A 23,152-nucleotide genomic window follows, 5' to 3' on the forward strand; every position below is an offset into this window, starting at 1 on the left:
GCGATGACCCCTGCGCGCCACCACCTGGTGTGGGACTGGAACGGCACCCTGCTCAACGACCTCAGCCTGGTGGTCGAGGCCACCAACGTCGCCTTCGCCAGCGCCGGCGGGCCGTCGGTCGGCGCCGACGAGCACCGGAGCCGGTTCCGTCGGCCGATCGCCGACTACTACGCGGAGATGCTCGGCCGGGCGGTCGACGACGAGGCGTTCGGCCGGCTGGACCGGATCTTCCACGACGCGTACCGGGCGGGGCTGGCCAGTTGTGCGCTGGCCGACGACGCGACCGCCGCGATCGGGGCCTGGCCGGGCAGCCAGTCGCTGCTGTCCATGTGGTTCCACGACGAGCTGGTGCCGACCGTGCACACGTACGGCCTGACCGGTCACTTCGCCCGGGTGGACGGGCTGCGGGCCAGCGTCGGCGGCGGCTTCAAGGCGCAGTGGCTGGAGAAGCACCTCGCCGAGCTGGGGCTGGACGGTCGCCAGGTGGTGCTGATCGGCGACTCGATCGACGACGCCGACGCCGCGGCGAGCGTGGGCGCGACCTGCGTCCTCTACACCGGCGGCCTGTCGCACCCCGCCCGCCTGCGCGCCTCCGGCCACCCCACCGCCGACACCCTCACCGAGGCGGTCACCCTGGCCACCACCCTCCCTTGACGGTGGGCACGGCGCGATCGGCGGTGGGTCAGGGGCGCAGGTAGGCGAGGACCGCGAGGACTCGGCGGTGCTGGTCGGCGTCGGGGGGCAGGGCCAGCTTGGTGAAGATGTTGCGGACGTGCTTCTCCACCGCGCCGTCGCTGACCACGAGGGTCCGGGCGATCGCGGTGTTGGAGCGGCCCTCCGCCATCAGCGCCAGCACCTCCCGCTCGCGCGGGGTCAGCTCCCGCAGCGGGTCGTCCCGACGCCGCCGGACCAGCAGCTGGCCGACCACCTCCGGATCGAGCACCGTGCCGCCGCCGGCCACCCGGGTCAACGCGTCCAGGAACTCGTCGATCGCGGCGACCCGGTCCTTGAGCAGGTAGCCGACTCCGCCGCCGCCGGCCCCGCCGGTGGTCGCCAGCAGGTCGTCGGCGTACGACGCCTCGACGTACTGGGAGAGCACCAGCACCGGCGTGTGCGGCACCAGCCGGCGGGCCTCCACCGCCGCGCGCAGCCCCTCGTCGGTGTGCGACGGCGGCATTCGGACGTCCACCACTGACACGTCCGGCCGGTGCGCCACCACCGCCTCGACCAGGGCGTCACCGTCACCCACGGCGGCCACCACCTGGTGCCCCGACTCGGTCAGCAGCCGGGCCAGCCCCTCCCGGAGCAGTACGGCGTCGTCCGCGATCACCACCCGCATGGTCCGGTGTCTACCACGCCGCGCCCGTCCCGTCCGCCCGGCCCGCCCGGCTTGCCCGGACCGCCCGGCGGCGCGGTCGGGTCAGCGGGGGAGGGCGGCGCGGATCTCGGTCGGGCCGCCGGCCGGGCTGACCACGTCGAGCGTGCCGCCGGTGGCCCGGACCCGGTCGGCGATGCCGGCCAGCCCGTGCCCCTTGGCCACGTGCGCGCCGCCCGCGCCGTCGTCGTACACGTCGATCAGCAGCCGGTCGCCGTCGCCGCCCACCGTCACCCGGCAGCCGGTGGCCCGGCTGTGCTTGGCCACGTTGGTCAGCGCCTCGGCCACCACGAAGTACGCGGTGTTCTCGACCGCCGGGTCGAGTCGCCCGCGCGGGGTGCCGAGCTCGGGCTCGACCACCAGCTCGGTGGGGACCAGGGCGCGTCCGGCGAGCGCGGCCAGCGCGCTGGGCAGGCCGCGGTCGACCAGGATCGGCGGGGCGATTCCGCGGGACAGGGCGCGCAGCTCGTTGAGGATCTCCCGGGTCTGGGCGACGGCCTCGTCCAGGATCACCCGGGCGGCCTCCGGATCCGTGGCGAGCTGGTGCCGGGCCCGGCCGAGATCCATCGCGAGGCGGACCAGCCGCTGCTGGGGGCCGTCGTGGATGTCCCGCTCCAGCCGGCGCAGCGCGGTCGCCTCGGCGGAGACGGCGGCCCGCTTCTGCTCCTCCAGGGTGGTGATCCGGTTGCGCATCTCGGCCACCCCGGTCAGCAGGAAGCGGGCGAACTCGGCCTGGAGGAGGGCGCAGGCCCGGACCACCAGCGGAAGCGTGAACAGGCAGAACAGCCCCAGGGCGGTGTTCAGGAAGATCCGTGGGCCGGCCCCGTCGCCCATCCCGAGGAGCTGGCTGAGGTCCTGGTCGTCCGGGCCGCGCGGGATCGCCCGGTCGTACGCCCCGTAGAGCGTGCCGGCCACGGCCACCGCCCACCAGACGACCGTCACCACGAAGGTGGGCAGGGCCGCCACCAGCTTGAACAGGGCGTGCGCCAGGTCGAGCCAGGACTGCGCGTCACGCATCGGCAGGAAGATGCGCCGCCACGCTCCCGCTCCGGGCTTCGGCGTGCGGTAGTCGGGACGCACCCGGGGCTGGTGCAGCACGGCGGGCAGTCGCAGTCGCTCGATGTCGGCCAGCCCGCGGGCGGCGTAGAGGGTGCCGGTGAGGACGGGCAGGCCGACCACGGTGACCAGCAGGCCGGCGCTGAGCGAGATCCCCGCCACGGTGACCACGAAGCTGGCGACGGCCAGCGGGAGGCCGAGCAGCACGTACCGGGAGTCGCGGAGGAGTTGACGGACGACGCGTACGGGCGCCGGCGGGGGGACTGCGGTCATGTGTCGAGGCTATGGGCGTGCCGACCTCGCTCCCATCCCGCTCACCGGCCTCTTCGGGGTGAGGCTCTCCCTACCGTCGGCCCGGCCGGAGAGTGAGCCTCGCCCCAGATCGACGGTGACTCAGCGCGACCGGGCGCGCGCGATTGGTCAGAGAAGTCGGGATTGAGCAATAATCGCGCAGCGGCGCCGGCGGAGGCCGCCGGATCGATCTTGCGGAATGGAGAAGCTGGTGGAGGTGCGTCGCGAATCAGCAAGATCGCGATTTGTGCACGTCTTCACAAGCGCCTACTCTGTAGTTCCGACGCGCCCCGCTAGCACGACCGGCACTTTCGGTCGCGAGCGGGGGTCCCAAAATGGCCGGGCACCGGAGCTGGCCGAGGATCGCACCGCACGGAGTCTCATGAGTCAGCACCGTCACCCTGGCGCGCCCGGCCGCGCCGGTGCCGTACCGACGCTCCCGGACCTGCCGGAGGCGACCGTCGCGCGGCTCCCGGAATACCTCCGTGCCCTGCACAACCTCGCCGAGGCCGGCCACGAGACGGTCTCCAGCGAGGGGTTGTCCGGTGCCGCCGGGGTCAACTCGGCCAAGCTCCGCAAGGATCTCTCCCACCTCGGCTCGTACGGCACCCGGGGCGTCGGCTACGACACGGCGCTGCTGATCGAGCAGATCGAGTACGTGCTCGGGCTCACCCAGTGCCGGGCGGTGGCGCTGGTCGGCGTGGGTAATCTCGGTCACGCCCTGGCCGGCTACGACGGCTTCGCCAGCCGCGGCTTCCGGATCGCCGCGCTCTTCGACGCGGACCCCACCCGGGTCGGCGAGGTGATCAACGGCCTGGCCGTCCGGCACGTCGACGAGCTGCCCCGGGTCGCCGCCGAGGAGTCGATCTCGATCGGCGTGATCGCCACCCCGGCCGCCGCGGCCCAGCCGGTGGCCGACCAGTTGGTCGCCGTCGGCGTGACGAGCATCCTCAACTTCGCGCCGTGCGTACTCTCGGTGCCGGAGGGAGTCGACGTCCGCAAGGTCGACCTCGCCATCGAGCTGCAGATCCTGTCCTTCCACGCACACCGCAAGGCGTCGTTGACCGCGCTCCCCGCCACCGGCGGGTCCGCCCTCACCGCTCTGCCCGGCGGACGCGCGGCCACCGACACCCAGGAGGCGATCGGCACGTGAAACTGCTCGTCGTCGGCGCGTCCTACCGCACCGCTCCGGTCCCCACGCTGGAGCAGCTGGCGGTCGCCCCCGCCGACCTCACCCGCACCCTGGACCGCCTGGTCGCCCAGCCGTACGTCGCCGAGGCGGTGCTCGTCTCCACCTGCAACCGGGTGGAGGTCTACGCCGCCGTGTCCGGCTTCCACGGCGGCCTGGGCGACATCTGCGCCGTCCTCGCCGAGCAGGCCGGCGCCCCGCCCGCCGCGCTCGCCAACCACCTCTACGTGCACTACGACTCGGCCGCCGTCGACCACGTCTTCCGGGTCGCCGCCGGGCTGGACTCGATGGTGGTCGGCGAGGCGCAGATCCTCGGCCAGCTCCGGGACGCCTACCACTGGGCGAGCGGGGCCGACACCGCCGGCCGGCTGCTGCACGAGCTGATGCAGCAGGCGCTGCGGGTCGGCAAGCGGGCGCACGCCGAGACCAACATCGACCGGGCCGGGCAGAGCGTGGTGACCGCCGCGCTGGACCTGGCCGCGGGCCACCTCGACGGTGACCTCGCCGGCCGGCCGGCCATGGTGGTCGGCGCGGGCGCCATGGGCGCGCTGGGCGTCGCGACGCTCTCCCGGCTGGGCGCGGGGCCGCTCACCGTGACCAACCGCGGGGCCGACCGGGCGGTCCGGCTCGCCGAGTCGTACGGCGCCAGCGCCGTGCCGATGGCCGAGCTCGTCGACGCGCTCTCCACAGTGGACATCGTAGTGGCCGCCACCGCGGCCACCGAACCGGTCCTCACCCGCGACGTGGTGACCCGGGCCCTCGCCGACCGGGACGCCGACCGGGGCCCGCTGGTCCTGCTCGACCTGGCCGTCCCGCGCGACGTCGAGGAGGGGGTGGCCGCGCTGTCCGGCGTCGAGGTGATCGACATCGACCGGATGGCCACGCTGCTCGCCGACGGCCCCGCCGCCGCCGACGCCGCCGAGGTGACCCGGATCGTCACCGGCGAGGTCGAGGCCTTCCTCTCCTGGCTGCGCGGCGCGGACGTGGCGCCCACCGTGGCCGCGCTGCGCGGACGCGCCGACGACGTGGTCACCGCCGAGCTGCGCCGGCTCGCCCAGCGCCGCCCCGACTTCAGCGACGAGCAGCGCGCCGAGGTCGCCCGTACCGTGCACCGGGTCGTGCAGCGGCTGCTGCACCAGCCCACCGTGCGGGTCCGCCAGCTCGCCGCCGAGCCGGGCGGCGACCAGTACGCGGCGCTGCTGCGTGAGCTGTTCGACCTCGAGGTGCCACAGACCTCCCCGGTCGACACCGTCCCCGACGTCGTCGAGAGCGCCGACGGCCGCCCGTCGTTCGGCGCCGCCGAAGTGCCGCCGTCCGTCGGCGCCACCGACGTCCCGCCCACCGGAGGTGAGCGATGAGCACCCCCCTGCGCCTCGGTACCCGGGGCAGCGCCCTGGCGATGGCCCAGTCGGGCCAGATCGCCGAGGCGCTGACCGCGGCCACCGGCCGGGAGGTCGAACTGGTCGAGGTGGTCACCGCCGGCGACCGCTCGGCGGCCCCGGTGCACCGGCTCGGCGTCGGCGTCTTCGTCACCGCCCTGCGGGACGCGTTGACCGCCCGCACCGTCGACTTCGCGGTGCACTCGTACAAGGACCTGCCCACCGCCGCGGCGGCCGGGCTGCACATCGCGGCGGTGCCGCCCCGGCAGGACCCGCGCGACGCGCTGGTCGCCAAGGGCGGTCGCACCCTCGCCGAGCTGCCGCCGGGCGCCGTCATCGGCACCGGCGCGCTGCGCCGCATCGCCCAGCTGCACGCCCTCGGGCTCCAGCTGGAGGTCACCCCCATCCGGGGCAACGTGGACACCCGCCTGCGGCGGGTGCTCGGCCCGGACGCCGATCTCGACGCGGTCGTCCTGGCCCGGGCCGGCCTGGCCCGGCTGGGGCGCACCGACGAGATCACCGAGACGCTCGACCCGATGCTGATGCTGCCCGCGCCCGCACAGGGCGCGCTGGCGGTGGAGTGCCGGGCCGACGACCAGGACCTGGTCGAGCTGCTCGCCGTGCTCGACCACGCACCGTCCCGCGCCGCGGTCACCGCGGAACGGGCGCTGCTGGCCACCCTGGAGGCCGGATGCTCCGCTCCGGTCGCCGCCTACGCCGAACTCGCCGAAGGCGAGACCGGTGACGAGATCTACCTGCGCGGGGCGGTGATCAGCCCGGACGGTACTCGTGACCTCCGGCTGTCCCGCACCGGAACGCCCGCCGACGCGGCGGAGATCGGCAAGGCACTCGCCGCCGAACTCCTCGAACTCGGCGCCGACTCGATCCTCGGCCACGAAGGAAGCACCGGCCCGGGGACCCAGCAATTTGGGAGCACAGAATGACCCGCACCCGTAAGCCCGTAGGCCGGATCGCGTTCGTCGGGGCCGGCCCCGGCGACCCGGGCCTGCTGACCCGCCGGGCGCACGACGCCCTGGTCGACGCCGACCAGGTGGTGTACGACCGGGGAGTCCCCGAGTCGCTGCTCGACGCCGTGCGTGCGCAGGCCAAGTCCGACGCCCAGTTCAGCCCCGCCGAGGGCGTGCCGGGCGACGTGGCGAAGGTGCTGATCTCCGCGGCCCGCTCCGGGCTCAACGCGGTGCACCTGGTCGCCGGGGACCCGTTCGGCCACGACTCGGTGGTCAAGGAGGTGCAGGCGGTGGCGCGTACCGCCGCGCACTTCGAGGTGGTGCCGGGAGTCGGCCAGGCCGAGGGCGTCGCCACGTACGCCGGCGTGCCGCTGCCGGGCGTCCGGACCGCCGCCGACGTCGAGGACGTCAGCACGCTGGACTTCGACGCGCTCGCCGCGGCCGTCGGCCGGGGCTCGCTGGCCCTCGCCGTGGACGCGGGTGACCTGGCCGCGGTCCGGGACGGCCTGCTCGCCGCCGGGGTGGACGGCACCACCGGCGTCGGGGTGACCGGCGACGGCACCGGCGAGACGCAGTACACCACCACGTCGACCGTCGACTCCTTCGTCGCGGCGGCGCTCGGCTTCACCGGCCGGGTCGTGCTCACCGTCGGCGAGGGCGTCGGCCAGCGGGACAAGCTCAGCTGGTGGGAGAACCGGCCGCTGTACGGCTGGAAGGTGCTCGTTCCCCGGACCAAGGAGCAGGCCGGCGCGATGAGCGCCCGGCTGCGCGCGTACGGGGCGATCCCGTGCGAGGTGCCGACCATCGCGGTCGAGCCGCCGCGTACCCCGGCCCAGATGGAGCGGGCGGTCAAGGGCCTGGTCGACGGCCGGTACGCCTGGGTGATCTTCACCTCGGTCAACGCCGTCCGCGCGGTCTGGGAGAAGTTCGCCGAGCACGGCCTGGACGCCCGGCACTTCGGCGGCGTCAAGATCGCCTGCATCGGTGAGGCCACCGCCGACGCGGTCCGCGCGTTCGGCATCCAGCCGGAGCTGGTCCCCTCCGGTGAGCAGTCCTCCGAGGGGCTGCTGGCCGAGTTCTCGCCGCACGACGAGATCCTCGACCCGGTCGGCCGGGTGCTGCTGCCGCGCGCCGACATCGCCACCGAGACCCTCGCCGCCGGGCTTACCGAGCGCGGTTGGGAGGTCGACGACGTGACCGCGTACCGGACCGTCCGGGCCGCCCCGCCGCCCGCCGAGATCCGGGATGCGATCAAGTCGGGCGGGTTCGACGCGGTGCTCTTCACCTCGTCCTCCACCGTCCGGAACCTGGTCGGCATCGCCGGAAAGCCGCACGCGCGTACCGTTGTTGCTGTCATCGGGCCCAAGACGGCGGAGACCGCGACGGAGTTCGGCCTGCGGGTCGACGTCCAGCCGCCGCACGCCTCGGTGCCCGACCTGGTGGAGGCGCTCGCCGCCTACGCCGTCGAGCTGCGCGAGAAGCTCGCCGCCATGCCGGCGAAGCAGCGCCGCGGCTCGAAGGTGCAGGGGCCGACCGCGCTGAGGTTCCGGTAGTCGTACAGGAGGCTCCTCATGTCGTACCCCGAGATCCGGCCCCGCCGGCTGCGTCGTAACGCGGCCGTGCGGCGGCTGGTCTCCGAGACCCGCGTCGACCCGGCCGAGCTGGTCGTGCCGATGTTCGTCAAGGAGGGGCTGGCCGAGCCGCGGGCCATCGCGTCGCTCCCGGGGGTGCTTCAGCACTCCCGGGACTCGCTGCGCAAGGCCGCCGTCGAGGCGGTCCAGGCCGGCGTGGGCGGGATCATGCTCTTCGGGGTGCCGGCGTCCCGGGACGAGACCGGCTCGGGCGGCATCGACCCGGCGGGCATCCTCAACGTCGCCATCCGGGACGTGGTCGCCGAGGTGGGTGACGCCACGGTCGTGATGAGCGACCTCTGCCTGGACGAGTTCACCTCGCACGGGCACTGCGGCCTGCTCACCCCGGACGGCGGCGTGGACAACGACGCCACGCTGGCCGCGTACGCCGAGATGGCGGTGGCCCAGGCGAACGCCGGGGTCGGCGTGGTCGGGCCGTCCGGGATGATGGACGGCCAGGTGGGCGTGGTCCGCCGGGCCCTGGACGCCGCGGGCCACCAGGACGTGGCCGTGCTGGCGTACGCCGTGAAGTACGCCTCCGCCTTCTACGGCCCGTTCCGTGACGCGGTGGAGTCGGCCCTGGAGGGCGACCGGCGCACCTACCAGCAGGATCCGGCGAACCTGCGCGAGTCGCTGCGCGAGGTGGCGCTGGACATCGCCGAGGGCGCCGACATGGTGATGGTCAAGCCGGCGCTGCCCTACCTCGACGTGGTGTCGGCGGTCCGGGCCGCGGTGGACGTCCCGGTCGCTGCCTACCAGGTCTCCGGCGAGTACGCGATGGTCGAGGCGGCCGCCGCGAACGGCTGGATCGACCGGGAACGGGTGATGCTGGAGACGCTCACCTCGATCCGCCGGGCCGGCGCCCAGATCATCCTCACCTACTGGGCCGTCGAGGCCGCCCAGCTCCTCCGCGACCGCTACTGAGCGGTCGCGGAGACGATCCGGGTCACCTCGGGAACCTGGTAGACCCCGTGGGTCCGCCGCAGAGTGGACCCGCCGTGGCGCGGACCCGCCGTGGCGCGGACCCGGGAGATGTCTCCTGCGCACGCTTTGCTCTGCTACACCACAGGCAACACTGAAAGCGCTCCACTGTTGCCGTCGCCGCAGCAGAGCAAAGCGCGCGAGGGAGATGCCGGGTCGCGCCCGGTATCCCGGTCGCGCCGGTAGCCGGTTCCACCGGGCCGATTCGGTCGCGCCCCGGGCCGGCGGCGCGTTGTCCACAGGTTTGTCCACAGGGGTTGTCGTTGGTGGACCGTGCCCGGCAGGGTGCCGGCATGGCTTCCGCACTCGATCCGCCGCCCACCGGCCCGACCGTGGGGCCCTTCCCGATCGCGGGGCTCATTCGGAAGGCGCGACGCATCGCCGGCCTGGGCCAACGGCAGATGGCACGGTTCGCGAAGGTCGCGCCGTCGACGGTGGGCCGGGTGGAGAGCGGGGCGATGGCCCCCAGCCTCGCGGTGCTGGAGCGGCTCCTCGGTGCGGCGGGCCTCTACCTGGCCGTGGTCGACCACGACGGTCGGGTCATCCAGCCGATGGCCGACTGGGACGACACCCGGGACGGGGCCGGGCGACGCTACCCGTCCCACCTGGACACGATCCTCGACCCGGAGCCGGGGGAATGGTGGGGCGACGTCTACGGCCTTGCCCGCCCACCGGAGACCTTCCACCGCTGTCCGGTTGACCGGGAGGCGCGTCGGCGGCGCAGCCAGTGGGAGGTGCGGGTGGCGCAACATCGGCACCTCCCGCCGCCCAGGAACATGCGGGAGCGGTACTGATACGGCCCGCCGCCCACCGGGCCGGAGCCCGGGAACGGCGGGCCGTCGCCCGCTGAACGGAACGGTCAGTCGTCGTTCGAGATGGTGCCGATCGCGACCGGGTCCGCGGGCCGCAGGTTGGGCACCCCGGCGACCGCGATGGTCAGCTTCTCGTCCACCTCGACCCGCCGGTCACCGCGGACGGCCACCGGGAACGCCAGCGTGGTCTGCCCGGCGGGCAGCGTCCGGCAGCCGAGGTACGAGTCGAAGTCCGACCCGGCCTGGGCGGTCAGACCCCCTGTGGCGGCGCAGATCAGCGCCGGCTCGGAGAGCGGCCGGGAGACGGTCACTGTGAAGGTGAGCGGGCTGGTGCCCTGGTTGCCCTCCACCACCGCCGCGTCGCCGACGCTCAGCGACGCCTGGGACCGGAACCGGGCGACCTGCGGGTCGTGGTCGCTGGCCGCCCGGTCCCCGAGGCCCTCGGTGTCGGTCGGGTAGTCGGCGTTGATGTGCGCCACCCGGATCTGCACCAGGTCGTCATGGAGCCTGCCGTTGACGAACAGGTTGTCCAGGGTCTGCGCCTGACCACTGAAGGTGTACGAGTAGGCCGCGGCCGGCACCTCGGCGACCAGGTCGTCCCAGAGGTTGCGCATCCCGGCCTGGTACAGCGGGCCGAGCTGATCCGACGGGGTCGGGTTGGCCGCGGTGGCGATCGGGTCGTCCGGGCGCGGGAAGACGTTCAGGTCACCGCCGTAGATCACCCGGGCGTTCGGGTCGCTCGCCTCGATGGCTTTGACCAGCGTGGCGCCGTACCCGGCCTGCTCCCGCCGCTGCCCGACCTTGGTGTCCGGGCCGGACGAGTAGTGGTTGCTCAGTGCCCAGAGCGTGTAGTGCTCCGTCGAGCCGGGCACCGCCGCCACGGTGAACTTCCCGAGCTGCGGGGCCCGGGTGTACACGTTCTTGCCGTCCACCCCGGTGGACCGGTCCACGTCGTCCGGCAGCAGGGCGTTGAGCGCCTTCGGGTTCTGCACGTCGGCGTTGCTGGGCAACCCCGCCGCCCGGTACTCCACCGCCGGGGCCGAGCCCAGCAGCGGGTCGGTGGCGGTCGCCTCGGCCAGCGTCAGCCGGTCCGTGCGGTAGAGGAACGCCGAGGTGATGCCGCGGGCGTCCGCGCCGGTCCGGTCGTACGCGGCGGCGTAACCGGGACCGCCGTTGGCCGCGATGGCCAGCGCCAGCTCCTGGAGGGTGTCCGGCGCGCCGTCGGCGTCGTTCGTGGTGCCGCAGGCCAGCTGGCCGTCGGCCACCGCGCAGATGTCCTGGTCCTCGGCCTCCTGGACCATCACCAGGTCGGGGCTGTGCAGGGAGTTGATGATCTGTCGGGCCTCCATGCCCAGCCGCTCGGTGTACGCGGCCTCGCTGGCCGGTACGTAGTCGAACGGCGGGGTGACCCCGGTGCAGCCCGTGTTGCCGGCGAAGTCGCAGCCGTCGAACGGGTCGTCCCGGTAGTCGTAGAGGTTCTCCAGGTTGTAGGTGGCCACCGCGAGCTCGGTGCCGCGGTCCGCCGGCCGGGGCGGGTTGTTCGCCGACGGGTCGGCGCCCCCGGTGAAGGCGATAGTCGGCGGCTGCACGGTGTACTTGCTGAACGCGTACGACACGGCCCCGGGGGCGTCCGCGGTGAGCGTGTCGAAGGTCCGGGCCGGGGGCAGCAGCGCGGTGGAGTCACCGGCGGTGGCCTTCACGCCGCCGGCGCCGATCAGGATCCGCTGCGGGTTGCCGTTGTCGAAGAGCTGCCCCGGCACGTCGTCCAGCGGGTGAGCGTCCCGGAAGGACCGGCGGGCGTACGGGTCGGTCCGCTTCATCAGCGGGTCCTCGCGGTCCAGCAGGTAGATCTCCGAGTCGGCGCTGGAGGCGTAGATGTGCCGGGGGGCGGTCACGCCGCTGCCGGCGCGGACCCGCACCCGGGCCCCCTCGTGGCGCTCCCAGAACCGGTCGACGTCCGCCTGGTCGGCCGAGGGCGCCGCGTCGTCGACCTGCACGACGGCGTCCACGTCGAGGCCGGAGTCCACCTTGCGCACCAGCGAGGCGCCGGAGAGCTGGGTCTGGTTGAAGTACTCCGACACCCGCGCCCGGACGACGACCTCGTCGCCGACGGTCGGCGCGTAGCCGCCGATCAGGGTGGTGAACGAGCCGGTGAAGACGAAGACGCCGTCCGAGCTCAGCGGGTCGCCGTCCCCGGTGCCCTGGCGGCTCTGCAGGTAGAAGCCGTTCTGCTCGACCCCGGCGGAGGTGCGGGTGAGCGACTTCTGGGTGATCACACCGCGGACGTCCCACAGCCGGGTGCTGGTCCCGGTGCCGGTGGCCGGCGCCAGCGGCGACCGGTCGGCCGCACCGGCCTCGGCGTCGGTGGTCGGGCCCTGGACGGCGCCGACGGTGACCTCCTCGACCGCCTGCACGGTCAGCTTGCAGGTGGCGGTGCCGCCGCCGGTGTCCGTCGAGGTCACCTCCACGGTGTAGATGCCGCCGGCCAGGTCCGCGCTCGCGGTGACGGTGGCCCGGGCGGTGCCGCCGGTCGCGTCGGCCGGCGTGAGGGCGGTGCGGGCGATCGAGCCGGTGGCCGGGGTCGGCGTGACGGACGTGACGGCGAGGTCGACGATCGTGTCGTCGGGGTCGACCGCGGTCACCTCACGGCCGGCCGCGGTGCCCACGGCGGTGACCAGTTGGGTGCCGCAGGTCAGCACGGCCGGCTGGTCGACCGGCCCGCCGCCGTCGACGGAGTGCGCGCCGAGGCCGTCGAAGCTGTCGGTGGCGAAACCGGCCCACTGGGTGGCCGGGTCGAACGCGTCCGCCGGGTCGAGGTCACCGGAGGAGACCGAGGCCAGCCGGCGCAGGGTGTTGTCGGCGGTGCTGGTGAGCCCGGCGCCCCACTCGGTGCCCGGGTCGACGCCGACCTGGCCGATCGAGTCGAGCACGGTGCTGCCCTTGCGGAGCACGATCGCGTCGTCACCGTTGAACAGGCTGGCGCCGGTGGTCTGGTCGGCCTGGGCGAGGACCGTCGGGGCGGCCGAGGCGGCGGCGAAGACGAAGACGTCGCCGGCGGCGACGGTGCCGCTCAGCGCGATGCTGGTCGGGCTGGTGCCACCGTTGAAGTAGAGCTGGAGCTGGTAGCCGCCGGCAGCCAGGTCGACGGGGGCGCCGGTGCCGTTGAACAGCTCGATCGCCTTGTTGTTCGACGAGCCTTCGACGTACTCGGAGATGAAGAGGTCGGTGGGCGCGGCGGTGGCCGCGGTGGGTGCGACGCCGATGACCGGAATGGTGACGGCGGCGGCGGTTGCGAGCGCGGCGAATCTGCGGCGCGGGCGCATGGGGCCTCCACGATGGGTGGACGGGAATACCCGCACGTTAGGCGTCGATGCTGGTCGCCGTCCATCCTCCGGGCGGCGGTGTGGTGAATTACCGTTAAGGTCAGCGCGAGGAATCGAGCCGGTGCACCAGCTCGGCGACGTCCACGCTGTATTCGCACCAGTCCCGGTCGGGGCGGTAGCCCAGCTCGGCGTTCACCTTGAGCATCGCCTCGTTCGCCTGGGCGTTCCAGGTCTGCACCTCGGCCAGCTCCGGCTCGGCGGAGCGCAGCTCCAGCAGCATCCGCGCCTTGATTGCCCGGTCGATGCCGTAGCCCCGGTGGTCCTGGCCCACGATCGTGTCGTACTGGTCGGCCCGGGTGGGGTGCTGCGCCGGCACCACCACCTCGGTCAGCCCGGCCACCTCACCGGTCTGCTCGTGGATGGCCAGCACGATGTAGGGCTTCATGCCCCGCCGGTGCAGCGTGTCGAGGCTGTCGCGCAGCCGCTGCGGGTCGTACGAGCTGGGGCGCAGCTCGCCGTCGTCGACGTCGCGCACCTCGGCCTTGGCCCGCGCGTACGCCTCGATCAGGTCGTCCGGCGGGCCGCCCGGGCAGAACTCCAGGTGGTAGCCCGCGCCGACACCGGTGGCCATCTCGGTCAGCGACGGCCAGTCCACCGCGCGCAGGTCGAGCACGCTGCGGGTCTCGACGTACTCCCGGGTGAAGCCCAGCGACTCGTAGAAGGCGACGGCGGGGGTGTCGCCGACCACCTCGACGCCGATCGACTGGAAGCCCTCCTGGTAGACCCGGCGGGCGGCGAGCAGGACCAGGTCGCGGCCCAGGCCGGTGCGGCGCGCCGAGGGGTGCACCAGCACCTCCAGCACGCCGATGTCGCCGAGCAGCAGGATGTGCACGTGGCCGACGATTTGGCCCGGCTCGTCGGCCGACCCCTCCTGGGCCACCCAGGAGATCCGCCGTTCGCCCGGCATCACCTCGGAGAGATATTCCCGCAGGGAGCTCTCCCGCCAGGGCGGGTCCTGCGGGAGGTCCGCCGCCAGGACCGCGTTCAGCGTGTCCAGCACGGACGCGACCTCGTCGGACGACGCGGTCCGGGGATCCCACTCGCGCACCATCACCCGTCTAGCTTGCCGTCATTGGCCGCCCGGGGGAAGTGTCTGGCCCGCCAATGTACGCGGACGATCACGTCACGTACGGCTGGCCTGGCCGTAGCGGTTCGCGGTGTCGAAGACGGCCTGGGCGTACGGGCGCACGTCGTTGTAGGAGAGGATGGCTCCCCACCAGTCGCCGGGGATGGTCATGTTGCGCCCACCGGCGCAGAGGTAACGGGCCGCGGCGAGGGCGGCGTCGTCCAGGTCGTGCGGGTCCTTGCGGCCATCGTTGTCCGCGTCCGCGCCGATCTCCTGCCAGGTGGTGGGGATGAACTGCATCGGCCCGATCGCCCGGTCGTAGACGGTGTCCCGGTCGAAGAGGCCCCGGTCGGTGTCGATGATCCGGGAGCGTCCGCCCTGGCCGTCGAGGGGGTCGCCGATGATCTCCGGCTCGGCCCGGCCGTCCGGCTTGAGGGTGGCGCCGTTGGCCTGCCCGTGCCGGGACTCGACGTACCCGATCGCGGCCAGCGTGGTCCAGCTCAGCTGGCAGCTCCGGTTGGTCTGGGCGAGCACCAGCTCGGCGTAGCCGTACGCCTGCATGGCGACCGGGGCGATTCCCACCTTGGCGCCGGTGGTCCGCGCCCAGCCGGCGAGGGCGTCGGCGGGGCGCCCGGTGGCGGGCGCGCCGACCGGCGCGGTGGGCGCCACCCCGCCGGGGAGCAGGGTGGCGGGCGGCAGGCCGGGCAGGCCGGTCGCGCCGGGCAGCACGGGCGCTCCGGAGAGCCCGGGCAGGCCGGGCACCGCGGTCGGGTCGACCGGGGGTGTGCCGAGTGCCGCGCCCGCGGTGGCGTCCACCGCGGCCGGGCTGGGCGTCCGGACGGCCGCGGGCACCACCACGGCGCCCACCACCGCGGTGGCCGCGACCAGCGCGAACCCGAACACCGCCGGCAGGGTCAGCCGCCCGCTGGGGCGGCGGGACCAGGCCCGGGTGGCCGAGGCGGCGCGCCGGACCGGGGGGAGCCGGAGGGCGCGCGCGAACGGCACCCGCCGCTGGCCCGAGGTCGGCCCGGCCGCGGGATCGCCGGTGGAAGGTTCGTCGGTGGCGGGGGTGTCGGTCCCCTCGCGGCCGTTCGCGCCCGGCGTGCGGTCGGCGTCGGCGCTCGCCGGCTTCGCATCGGCGTCGGCGTCGGCTGGCTTCTCACCGGCGTCGGGGTTCGCCGGCTTCGCGCCGCCGTCGGCTTCGGCGTCGACGCTGGGCGGCTTCGCGCTGGCGTCGGCGTTCGCCGGCTTCGCGCCAGCGTCGGTGGGCGGCGCGTCGGTCGGGGCGGGTGGGTCGACGGCCGGGCGGGGCCGGGGAAGCGGCGTCCGCTCCGTAGCCGGCCCGGCTTTCGCGAGCGCGCCGTCGGGCGGTGCCGCCGGTCGCAGGGGCCGCACCGTCGGTTGCTCCTCGCCGCTCGCCACCCGTCGAGTATCACCCATGCCCGGCTTGGCGTCGGGGCCGGTCGTACGCTGGTTCCATGCCCCGCTACGAGTTCCGGTGCCGCGCCTGCGGCGACACCTTCGAGGTCAACCGTCCGATGTCCGAGGCGGCTGCGCCGGCGTCCTGTCCACAGGGTCACGGCGACACCGTCAAGCTGCTCTCCGCCGTCTCGGTCACCGGCCGCGGCGGGGCCGGATCGGCGGGCGGCGCCCCGGCGGCCCCGGCGGGCGGCGGCTGCTGCGGTGGCGGCTGCTGCGGCTGACCGGACCGCGCCCGACCACGTCGCGGCCGACCCGCTGGACGATGCCGCCCTTGCCGGGAATGGGGTCCGATGGCAACTTTGGGTCGGAAGCCGCCCGGCCGTTCTCACGATGCGTGACGGCCTGACCATAGGGCAGCATGAACCCGATGTCAGGGGCGGAGGTTCCACGCATGTCGCCACGGATCCACCTCCCGAGCGGGTGGGTCACCTTCGTGTTCACCGACATCGAGGGTTCGACCCGGCTGGCCCAGCTGCTCGGTACGGGCTACCGCCCGGTGCTGCGGGAACACCGTCGACTGCTCCGTGACACCCTCGCCGGGACCGACGGGGCGGAGCTGCTGACCGAGGGCGACTCGTTCTTCCTCGCCTTCCCGGACGCCTCGGCGGCGCTGACCGCCTGCCTCACCGCCCAGCGGGCACTGTCCACCCACGACTGGCCGCACCCGGACGCTGCGCCCCGGGTCCGGATGGGCCTGCACACCGGCTACGCGGAACCGCGCGACGGCGAGTACGCCAGCCCCGAGGTGCACCGGGCCGCCCGGGTGGCCGCCGCCGCGCACGGCGGGCAGGTGCTCTGCTCGGCGTCGACCGCTCGGCACGCCGACCCGCTGCCGGCCGGCGCGTCCCTGCTCGACCTCGGACTGCACCGGCTGCGCGGCTTCGACGACCGGGAACGGCTCTTCCAACTCGTCGCGCCCGGCCTGGAGCGGCAGTTCCCGCGGCCGCGTACCGCCGACGCGGTGGCGCACAACCTGCCCACCCAGGTCACCGCGTTCATCGGCCGGGAGACCGAGCGGGTCGAGCTGGACCTGCTGGTCCGGCGGCACCGGCTGGTCACCGTCCTCGGCGCGGGCGGCGGAGGCAAGACCCGGCTGGCGGTCGAGCTGGCCGCCGGGGTGGTCGAGGAGTACCCGGACGGGGTGTGGTTCGTCGACATCGCCACGGTCACCGATCCGGGGCTGGTGGCGTTCGCGGTGGCCGCGGTGCTCGGGCTGCGTCCGGAGCCGGGCCGCCCGATCCTGGACACCCTCGTCGAGTACGCGGCCGCCCGCCGGATGCTGGTCGTCCTGGACACCTGCGACGCCCAGCCGGCGGCCTGCGCCGAGGTGGCGTCCCGGCTGCTCGCCGGCGGGGGAGGGGTGCGGGTGCTGGCCACCAGCCGGGAGTCCCTCGGCCTGCCGGGCGAGGTGGTGTGGCGGATCCCGCCGCTGTCGGTGGAGCCCCAGCCGGGACGGGAGGCCGACGCGGTCGCCCTGCTGCTGGACCGGATGGCGGCGGCCCGGGGCGGCCGGCCGCCGGACTGGGCGGAGGCCGCCGACCTGCGCCGGGTGGTGCAGCGGCTGGACGGGCTGCCGCTGGCGATCGAACTGGCCGCCGCCCGGCTGCGGGTGCTCTCCGCCGGTCAGCTCGCCGCCCGGCTGGACGACGTGCTCGGCACCCTGGACGCGGGGCGGCCCGCCCCGGAGCCGCCCGCGGAGAAGGGCTGGACCGGGAACCAGCAGGACACCGTGGACCTGGCCGCCGCGGCGATCGGGAACACCCCCGCGTCGCCGGCGCACCGGGCGGTGCAGCGTTCCGCCCTCGAACGGCACCTGACCATGCAGGCCACGGTCACCTGGTCGTACCGGACGCTGGGACCCCGGGCGGCGCGGCTGCTGCGCTGGCTGGCGGTCTTCGCCGGGCCGGTGGACCTGCCCACCGTGGAGTGGCTGCTCGACGACGACCCGCTGGATCCGCTGTCGGTGCTGGTGGACAAGTCGATGGTGCTGGCCGAGCCGCACGCCTCGGGGAGCACGTACCGGATGCTCGACCCGATCCGGGCGTACGCGGCCCGCCGGCTGGCCGAGGCGGGCGAGGAGCGGACCGCCCGGGACCGGCACGTGGCCTGGTCGGCGCACGCCTTGGCGCAGGCCCACCTCGGCCCGGACGGGCGGCCGGTCACCCTCTCGCTCTACGCGCTGGACCCGCTCGCCGGTGAGCTGCGCGCCGCGCTGCGCTGGTGCGCCAACGGCGGCAGCGCCCGGACCGGGTTGCGGCTGGCCGGCGGGTTGGACCAGTGGTGGCGGGAACGCGGCCTGTCCCGGGAGGGCCGACTCTGGCTGTTCCGGTTGTACGGCCGAATCGCGGAGACCGGCGAGGCGATCCCGGAGGCGGAGCTGGCGGCGGCGTACCACCTGCACTCGCTGCACGCCGGCGCGGACGGCGAGTTCGCCGAGGAGCTGCGCTTCTCCCAGCGGGCCGAGGCGGCAGCCCGGCAGGCCGGCGATGCGGGACTGCTCGCCCGGGTGCTCGCCGGCCGGGCCGCCCCGCTGATCGACATGGGACAGTTCGCCGAGGCCGAGCGGGTCTGCCGGGAGGTCATCGACTGGGCGCAGGAGCAGCAGGTCACCGGGGACGCGCTCTTCGCCATCTACAACCTGGCGGAGCTGCTCTGGCGGCGGGGCGCGCTGACCGAGGCGGCGGAGTTGCTCGGCGCGGCCCGGCCGGTCGAGGCGTCCCGGCCGGCGGAGCGGGGACGCCGGTCGGTGGACATGTTGCTCGGCATGGTCGCGCTGGCTCGAGGTGACCTGGTCGCCGCGCACGAGCACCTGCTGGTGGCGCTGCGGTCCCGGATGAGCCACGGCTACCACGGCCGGGCCTGCGACACGGTGAACGCGGTGGCGGTGCGCTGCGCGGCCGGCGGCGACCCGCTGACCGCCGCCCGGCTCTTCGGTGCGGCCCAGGCGACCCGGGCGCAGCTGCGGGGCACGCCCGGCATCTACGGCAGCTACTGGCTGGAGCAGCAGGCGGAACTGCGCCGGACGCTCGGCGACGCGGCCTTCGACGCGGCGTACGGGGAGGGTGGCGAGCTGGGTCTGGAGGAGGCCGCGGCGGTCGCCCTGGCGGTGGAGCACCCGGACCTGGCGGCCGACTCGGTGCGCTTCGGCAGCGCCAACGCCAACGCCCCCGCCCCCCGCCAGCCCGACCCCGCGAACCGCCGCGAACGCGCCTAACCCCACCCCCACCCCTCCGCCGCCTCGGCCCCCTAGCCTCGTTGATCAAGAAGTTTGCGTCCTCGGGAGCGCTCTCCGAGGACGCAAACTTCTTGATCAACACGGGTGGGGCGGGTGGGCGGGGGTGGGTGGGTGGGTTAGCGGAGGGCGGCCTGGCGTTCGGCGGTGGCCTTCATGCGGGCGGCACGGTCGATGTCGGACTGCTGGACGGCGGCGACGGAGCCGAAGACGCTGACCGCCTCGTAGTACGTCCAGGCGAGGCTGTAGCAGGCCGGCCGGACCACGTAGTTGTAGGTGGCGCAGACCCGCTTCAGGTCGGCGTAGAAGGCGCTGTCCAGGCGGGACTTGTTGGCGGAGAACTGGCCCATCGCCTTGTAGTTGCGGTAGCCGAAGTCGTGCCGGTAGCAGGAGAGGCTGAAGTTGAACCCGAGCGGATTGTCCGGGCTCGATGAGCAGTAGTCGGTCGACCAGTCGAAGGCGTACTCCGACCAGGCGGCCTTGTTGAGCCGGCCGGCGTTCCAGGCGTTGTAGCTGGTGGCGCTGGTCTGTGTCCAACTGGAGAGCACGCTGAGCTTCTGCTCGGTGCTCACCGCGGCGGACGCGGGCGAGGCGGCACCGAGCGCGGTGAGCAGCGCGATCGTGCCGGAGACGAGGATGGTGGCGAGGCGTCGGGACACGGTTACCTCCGCGGGGATGTGCGGTACGGCGGGTCACCGGCAGGTCACCGGATGTCGATCAGTTTCGATCAATCCCCGGGCGGCGAGTGGGGATCCACCCGAACTATTGATGACATGCGTCAAAACAGACGAATGGCCCGGGCGGTCACCGCCCGGGCCGCTCGCCTTTCCGTCAGCGGACCACCCGGGCCGGGCTGGCCGGGCTCTCGTTCGACAGTCGGTCCAGTGCGGTCACCAGGTAGGTGTAGGTCGCCCCCGGTGCGGCGGTGGTGTCCACCCAGGACTGCACGTCCTCGGCGGAGCCGCGGACCGTGTCCACCAGGTGTGCGGCGTCGGCGAGGCCGCAGGCGTCCACCGGGCCGTCGGAGTCGAAGCGGTAGACCGCGTACGAGGTGGCGTCGCCGAACGGGCCGCGCCCGTCGGCCGGCTGCCGCCAGCTCAGCCGTACCCCGTCCTCGGTCCGCTCCGCCTCGGTGACCACCGGGGCGAGCAGCGGCCGGGCCGGCAGGTGCGGCATCGCCGGCACCAGCGCCGGGCGCGAGTAGTGCTCGGCGGTGTAGATGTCGGTGGCGCCGAGCCGGTTGGCCTTCACCTGCACCGCCGAGAAGTGCACGTTGCCGAGCACCTCCGGGTACGACCGGTTGAGCGTCAGGTGGTCCGACAGCTCGCGCGGGTTCTGCCAGTACGGCCCGTACGCCGGCTCGCCGCTCTTGTAGTCGGCCTGCCCGATGTAGAGCTGCACCCGGGTGCCGCGCACCTGCTCGGCCCACCACGGCACCAGCCGGGCGTAGTCGGCGGCCGGGTACTGGCCGATGTACCAGTAGAGCTGCGGCACCACGTAGTCGATCCACTCCTGCTTGATCCAGGTGCGGGTGTCGGCGGAGATGATGTCGTACGACTGCGAGCCGGTGGTGTCCGAGCCGGCCGGGTCGGCCGAGGCGTTACGCCAGATGCCGAACGGGCTGACCCCGAACTTCACCCACGGCTTGGCCGCCTTGATCTTCTCGCCCATCTCCCGGACCAGCAGGTTGATGTTGTCCCGCCGCCAGTCCGCCTTGTTCGTGAAGCCCCGGTTGTGCTGGGCGAACGTGGCGTCGTCCGGCACCTGGTGGGTGCCGCTCGGGTAGGGGTAGAAGTAGTCGTCGAAGTGCACGCCGTCGATGTCGTACCGCTGGACCGCGTCCAGCATCGCGGTCTGGACGAACGCGCGGACCTCGGGGATGCCGGGGTTGTAGTAGAGCCGGCTGCCGGCGACCCCGGCCGGCGGGTAGGCGAAGACCCAGTCCGGGTGCTGCCGGGCCGGGTGGTCCGGCGCCAGCTTGGCGAGGTCGGCACCGGCGCCGCCGGGGGCCGGCATGGAGACGCGGTACGGGTTGAACCAGGCGTGGAACTCCAGGTTCCGCTGGTGCGCCTCGGCGACGAGGAAGGCCAGCGGGTCCCAGCCCGGGTCCTGGCCGCGCACCCCGGTCAGGTACTCCGACCACGGCTCGTACGGCGACGGCCAGAACGCGTCGGCGGTCGGGCGGACCTGGACCACGACGGCGTTGTGGTTCAGCTTCTGCGCCAGGTCGAGCCAGCCCCGGTACTCCGCCTGCTGCGCGGCGATCCGGTCGGGCGCGGTCTGCGAGGCCTTGCTGGGCCAGTCGATGTTGACCACCGACGAGATCCACATCGCCCGGAACTGGCGCTTGGGGGTGGCCGGGTCGGTGACGCAGGTGGTGGTGGAGTCGGCCGGGTCTGGGGCGGCGCTGGCGGGGGTGGCGGTGGCGAGCGCGCCGAGCATCGCCACGGCCAGCCCGGCGGCGCCGAGCCGAGTTGCCTTCATGCGGTGTGTCCCTTCGTCGGTGCTCCGGGGATCGCGGCCGCCTCGGCAACATTCGCCGCTGGCAATCTGCCGCTGGTAGGAAATTTTCACACCGGACGGGGTCCGCGCAAGGGTCTGACCTGGATGTCCGGATACCGCCGCCGCTCGATGGGCGGCGACGGGCGTCACAGTACGCACGGTGACCGGCGCCACACGCCCGGTCGACGCCCGGTTGGTGTGACTCGTGACGATTGGCGAGGGTCCGTCCTGGGTAGCATCGCCGATCGCCGGCCGCTACCAGGGTGGTCGTCAGGTGGGGAGGGGTGAGGCGCGGTGTCCGTGCTGCGTACGAAACCGATCAAGGACGTGATAGCCCAGGGCGAGGCCGACGGCAGCGACGGCCAGCTCGGGCTGAAGCGCCACCTCGGCGCGCGGGACCTCACCGGCTTCGGCATCGGCATCGTGATCGGTACCGGCATCTTCACCCTGACCGGCATCGAGGCGCGGGACAGCGCCGGGCCGGGCGTGGTGATCTCCTTCGGCATCGCCGGCGTGGTCGCCCTGCTCGCCGCGCTCTGCTACGCCGAGCTGGCGTCCAGCGTGCCGACCGCCGGCAGCGCCTACACCTACGCGTACGCGACCATGGGCGAGATCGTCGCCTGGATCATCGGCTGGGACCTGCTGCTGGAGTTCGCGCTCGGCGCGGCGGTGGTCGCCCGGGGCTGGTCCGGCTACCTCGCCGAACTCTTCGGCCTGCCCAGCACCTGGTTCGGGGAGGAGGGCAGCATCGTCAACCTCGGCGCGATCGGCATCGTGCTGCTGCTCGGCGTCGTGGCGACCGTGGGCATCCGCGAGTCCGCCCGGGTGACCAACCTGCTGGTGCTGGTCAAGGTCGCCATCTGCGCCTTCGTCGTGATCGCCGGCCTGTTCTTCGTGAAGGCCGCCAACCTCACCCCGTTCATCCCGCCGGCCCAGCCCGCGGGCGCCGGTGACGACGGCATCAAGCAGCCGGTCACCCAGGCCATCTTCGGGCTGGAGCCCTCGGTCTTCGGCTTCGCCGGGGTGCTCAGCGCCGCCGCGGTGGTCTTCTTCGCGTACACCGGCTTCGAGGCGGTGGCAAACCTCGGCGAGGAGACCCGCCGCCCCAAGCGCGACCTCACCCTCGGTCTGCTCGGCACCCTGCTCATCTCCACCGTGCTGTACGTCGGCGTCTCGCTGGTCGTGGTCGGCATGGTCCCGTACACCGAGATCGACCGGGGCGCCCCGATCGCGTCCGCCTTCAACGCGGTCGGCGCCGGCTGGGCCGGGGTACTGGTCTCCATCGCCGCCGTCGCGGGCCTGACCAGCGTCATCCTGGTCGACCTCGTGGCCATGGGCCGGATCGGCTTCGCCATCTCCCGGGACGGCCTGATCCCGCCGTCGATCGCCAAGGTGCACCCGCGCTGGGGCACGCCGTACCGGATCTCGATCGTCATGACGATCGCGGTGGCGCTGCTCGCCGGTTTCCTGCCGCTGTCGGCCCTGGCCGACCTGGTCAGCATCGGCGCGCTCTGCGCCTTCGTCATCGTCTCGATCGCGGTGCCGATCCTGCGCCGCAAGCGCCCCGACCTGGACCGGCCGTTCAAGGTGCCGTTCTCCCCGGTGCTGCCGATCGTCTCCGCGCTGGCCTGCTTCTACCTCATGCTCAACCTGTCGGTGGAGACCTGGATCCGGTTCCTGATCTGGATGCTGCTCGGCGCGATCATCTACTTCGGCTACGGCTACCGCCGCAACCGCCTGGCCCAGCACCAGCCGGCCACCCCCACCCCCCGCACCCCGACCCCGCACAGCTGACCCACCCCCCG

At 73.8% G+C, this 23,152-nt stretch carries 17 protein-coding genes; 10 read left to right on the top strand and 7 right to left on the bottom strand.

Features of this window, described 5'->3' with window-relative positions:
• The first annotated feature begins 3 nt into the window (after positions 1-3).
• A complete protein-coding gene (locus V6U81_RS10025; protein WP_334487075.1) occupies positions 4-654 on the top strand; it encodes an HAD family hydrolase in 651 nt (216 codons plus the stop codon).
• Positions 655-682: 28 nt separating this feature from the next.
• On the opposite strand, the gene V6U81_RS10030 is transcribed toward V6U81_RS10025, so the two are convergent.
• Both V6U81_RS10030 and V6U81_RS10035 read right to left on the bottom strand, forming a co-directional pair.
• Positions 683-1,339 (bottom strand): response regulator transcription factor, encoded by a 657-nt coding sequence (locus V6U81_RS10030; RefSeq protein WP_334487077.1) that lies wholly within the window; start codon positions 1,337-1,339, stop codon positions 683-685.
• Positions 1,340-1,420: 81 nt separating this feature from the next.
• Positions 1,421-2,704: a sensor histidine kinase gene (locus tag V6U81_RS10035; protein ID WP_334487080.1), complete on the bottom strand. Its 1,284-nt coding sequence runs from the start codon at positions 2,702-2,704 to the stop codon at positions 1,421-1,423.
• A 400-nt stretch (positions 2,705-3,104) separates the two neighbouring features.
• On the opposite strand from V6U81_RS10035, the gene V6U81_RS10040 reads away from it, so the two are divergent.
• The 6 genes from V6U81_RS10040 to V6U81_RS10065 all read left to right on the top strand — a co-directional run bounded on the left by V6U81_RS10040 (position 3,105) and on the right by V6U81_RS10065 (position 9,664).
• A complete protein-coding gene (locus V6U81_RS10040; protein ID WP_334487082.1) occupies positions 3,105-3,875 on the top strand; it encodes a redox-sensing transcriptional repressor Rex in 771 nt (256 codons plus the stop codon).
• A complete protein-coding gene (locus V6U81_RS10045) occupies positions 3,872-5,269 on the top strand; it encodes a glutamyl-tRNA reductase (protein ID WP_334487084.1) in 1,398 nt (465 codons plus the stop codon). The genes V6U81_RS10040 and V6U81_RS10045 overlap by 4 nt, the downstream gene beginning before the upstream one ends.
• The gene (gene hemC / locus V6U81_RS10050) at positions 5,266-6,234 is read left to right on the top strand and encodes a hydroxymethylbilane synthase (RefSeq protein ID WP_334487085.1); all 969 of its coding nucleotides are present in this window, start codon (positions 5,266-5,268) and stop codon (positions 6,232-6,234) included. The genes V6U81_RS10045 and hemC overlap by 4 nt, the downstream gene beginning before the upstream one ends.
• Complete coding sequence (locus tag V6U81_RS10055; RefSeq protein WP_334487087.1) at positions 6,231-7,811, top strand: bifunctional uroporphyrinogen-III C-methyltransferase/uroporphyrinogen-III synthase; 1,581 nt, start codon at positions 6,231-6,233, stop codon at positions 7,809-7,811. The genes hemC and V6U81_RS10055 overlap by 4 nt, the downstream gene beginning before the upstream one ends.
• 18 nt (positions 7,812-7,829) lie before the next feature.
• Positions 7,830-8,813 (top strand): porphobilinogen synthase, encoded by a 984-nt coding sequence (gene hemB / locus V6U81_RS10060; RefSeq protein ID WP_334487090.1) that lies wholly within the window; start codon positions 7,830-7,832, stop codon positions 8,811-8,813.
• A gap of 350 nt (positions 8,814-9,163) precedes the next feature.
• Positions 9,164-9,664, top strand: a complete 501-nt coding sequence (locus tag V6U81_RS10065) for a helix-turn-helix domain-containing protein (RefSeq protein WP_334487093.1) — start codon at positions 9,164-9,166, stop codon at positions 9,662-9,664.
• Between the two features lie 65 nt (positions 9,665-9,729).
• Here V6U81_RS10065 and V6U81_RS10070 read toward each other — a convergent pair whose 3' ends face one another.
• The 3 genes from V6U81_RS10070 to V6U81_RS10080 all read right to left on the bottom strand — a co-directional run bounded on the left by V6U81_RS10070 (position 9,730) and on the right by V6U81_RS10080 (position 15,553).
• Positions 9,730-13,005, bottom strand: coding sequence for a lamin tail domain-containing protein (locus V6U81_RS10070; protein ID WP_334487096.1), 3,276 nt, complete (start codon positions 13,003-13,005; stop codon positions 9,730-9,732).
• Between the two features lie 100 nt (positions 13,006-13,105).
• Positions 13,106-14,116 (bottom strand): GNAT family N-acetyltransferase, encoded by a 1,011-nt coding sequence (locus V6U81_RS10075; protein ID WP_334487171.1) that lies wholly within the window; start codon positions 14,114-14,116, stop codon positions 13,106-13,108.
• A 72-nt stretch (positions 14,117-14,188) separates the two neighbouring features.
• Complete coding sequence (locus tag V6U81_RS10080) at positions 14,189-15,553, bottom strand: lytic murein transglycosylase (RefSeq protein WP_334487099.1); 1,365 nt, start codon at positions 15,551-15,553, stop codon at positions 14,189-14,191.
• A gap of 56 nt (positions 15,554-15,609) precedes the next feature.
• Between V6U81_RS10080 and V6U81_RS10085 the strand changes: the two genes are divergently transcribed.
• Together V6U81_RS10085 and V6U81_RS10090 are read left to right on the top strand one after the other, a co-directional pair.
• The gene (locus tag V6U81_RS10085; protein WP_334487103.1) at positions 15,610-15,834 is read left to right on the top strand and encodes an FmdB family zinc ribbon protein; all 225 of its coding nucleotides are present in this window, start codon (positions 15,610-15,612) and stop codon (positions 15,832-15,834) included.
• 170 nt (positions 15,835-16,004) lie between these two features.
• On the top strand, positions 16,005-18,827 hold the full coding sequence (locus tag V6U81_RS10090; RefSeq protein WP_420884004.1) for an ATP-binding protein: 2,823 nt from the start codon (positions 16,005-16,007) through the stop codon (positions 18,825-18,827).
• 137 nt (positions 18,828-18,964) lie between these two features.
• Here V6U81_RS10090 and V6U81_RS10095 read toward each other — a convergent pair whose 3' ends face one another.
• Both V6U81_RS10095 and V6U81_RS10100 read right to left on the bottom strand, forming a co-directional pair.
• The gene (locus V6U81_RS10095) at positions 18,965-19,504 is read right to left on the bottom strand and encodes a phospholipase (RefSeq protein ID WP_334487105.1); all 540 of its coding nucleotides are present in this window, start codon (positions 19,502-19,504) and stop codon (positions 18,965-18,967) included.
• A gap of 172 nt (positions 19,505-19,676) precedes the next feature.
• Entirely contained in the window at positions 19,677-21,329 is a 1,653-nt protein-coding gene (locus V6U81_RS10100) for a glycoside hydrolase family 10-like protein (protein ID WP_334487108.1), read from the bottom strand.
• A 312-nt stretch (positions 21,330-21,641) separates the two neighbouring features.
• On the opposite strand from V6U81_RS10100, the gene V6U81_RS10105 reads away from it, so the two are divergent.
• Positions 21,642-23,141 (top strand): amino acid permease, encoded by a 1,500-nt coding sequence (locus V6U81_RS10105; protein ID WP_334487111.1) that lies wholly within the window; start codon positions 21,642-21,644, stop codon positions 23,139-23,141.
• Positions 23,142-23,152: the final 11 nt, after the last annotated feature.

Origin of the sequence: Micromonospora lacuserhaii, assembly GCF_036902735.1 — a bacterium.
In the GTDB taxonomy this organism is placed as follows: Bacteria; Actinomycetota; Actinomycetes; order Mycobacteriales; family Micromonosporaceae; genus Micromonospora.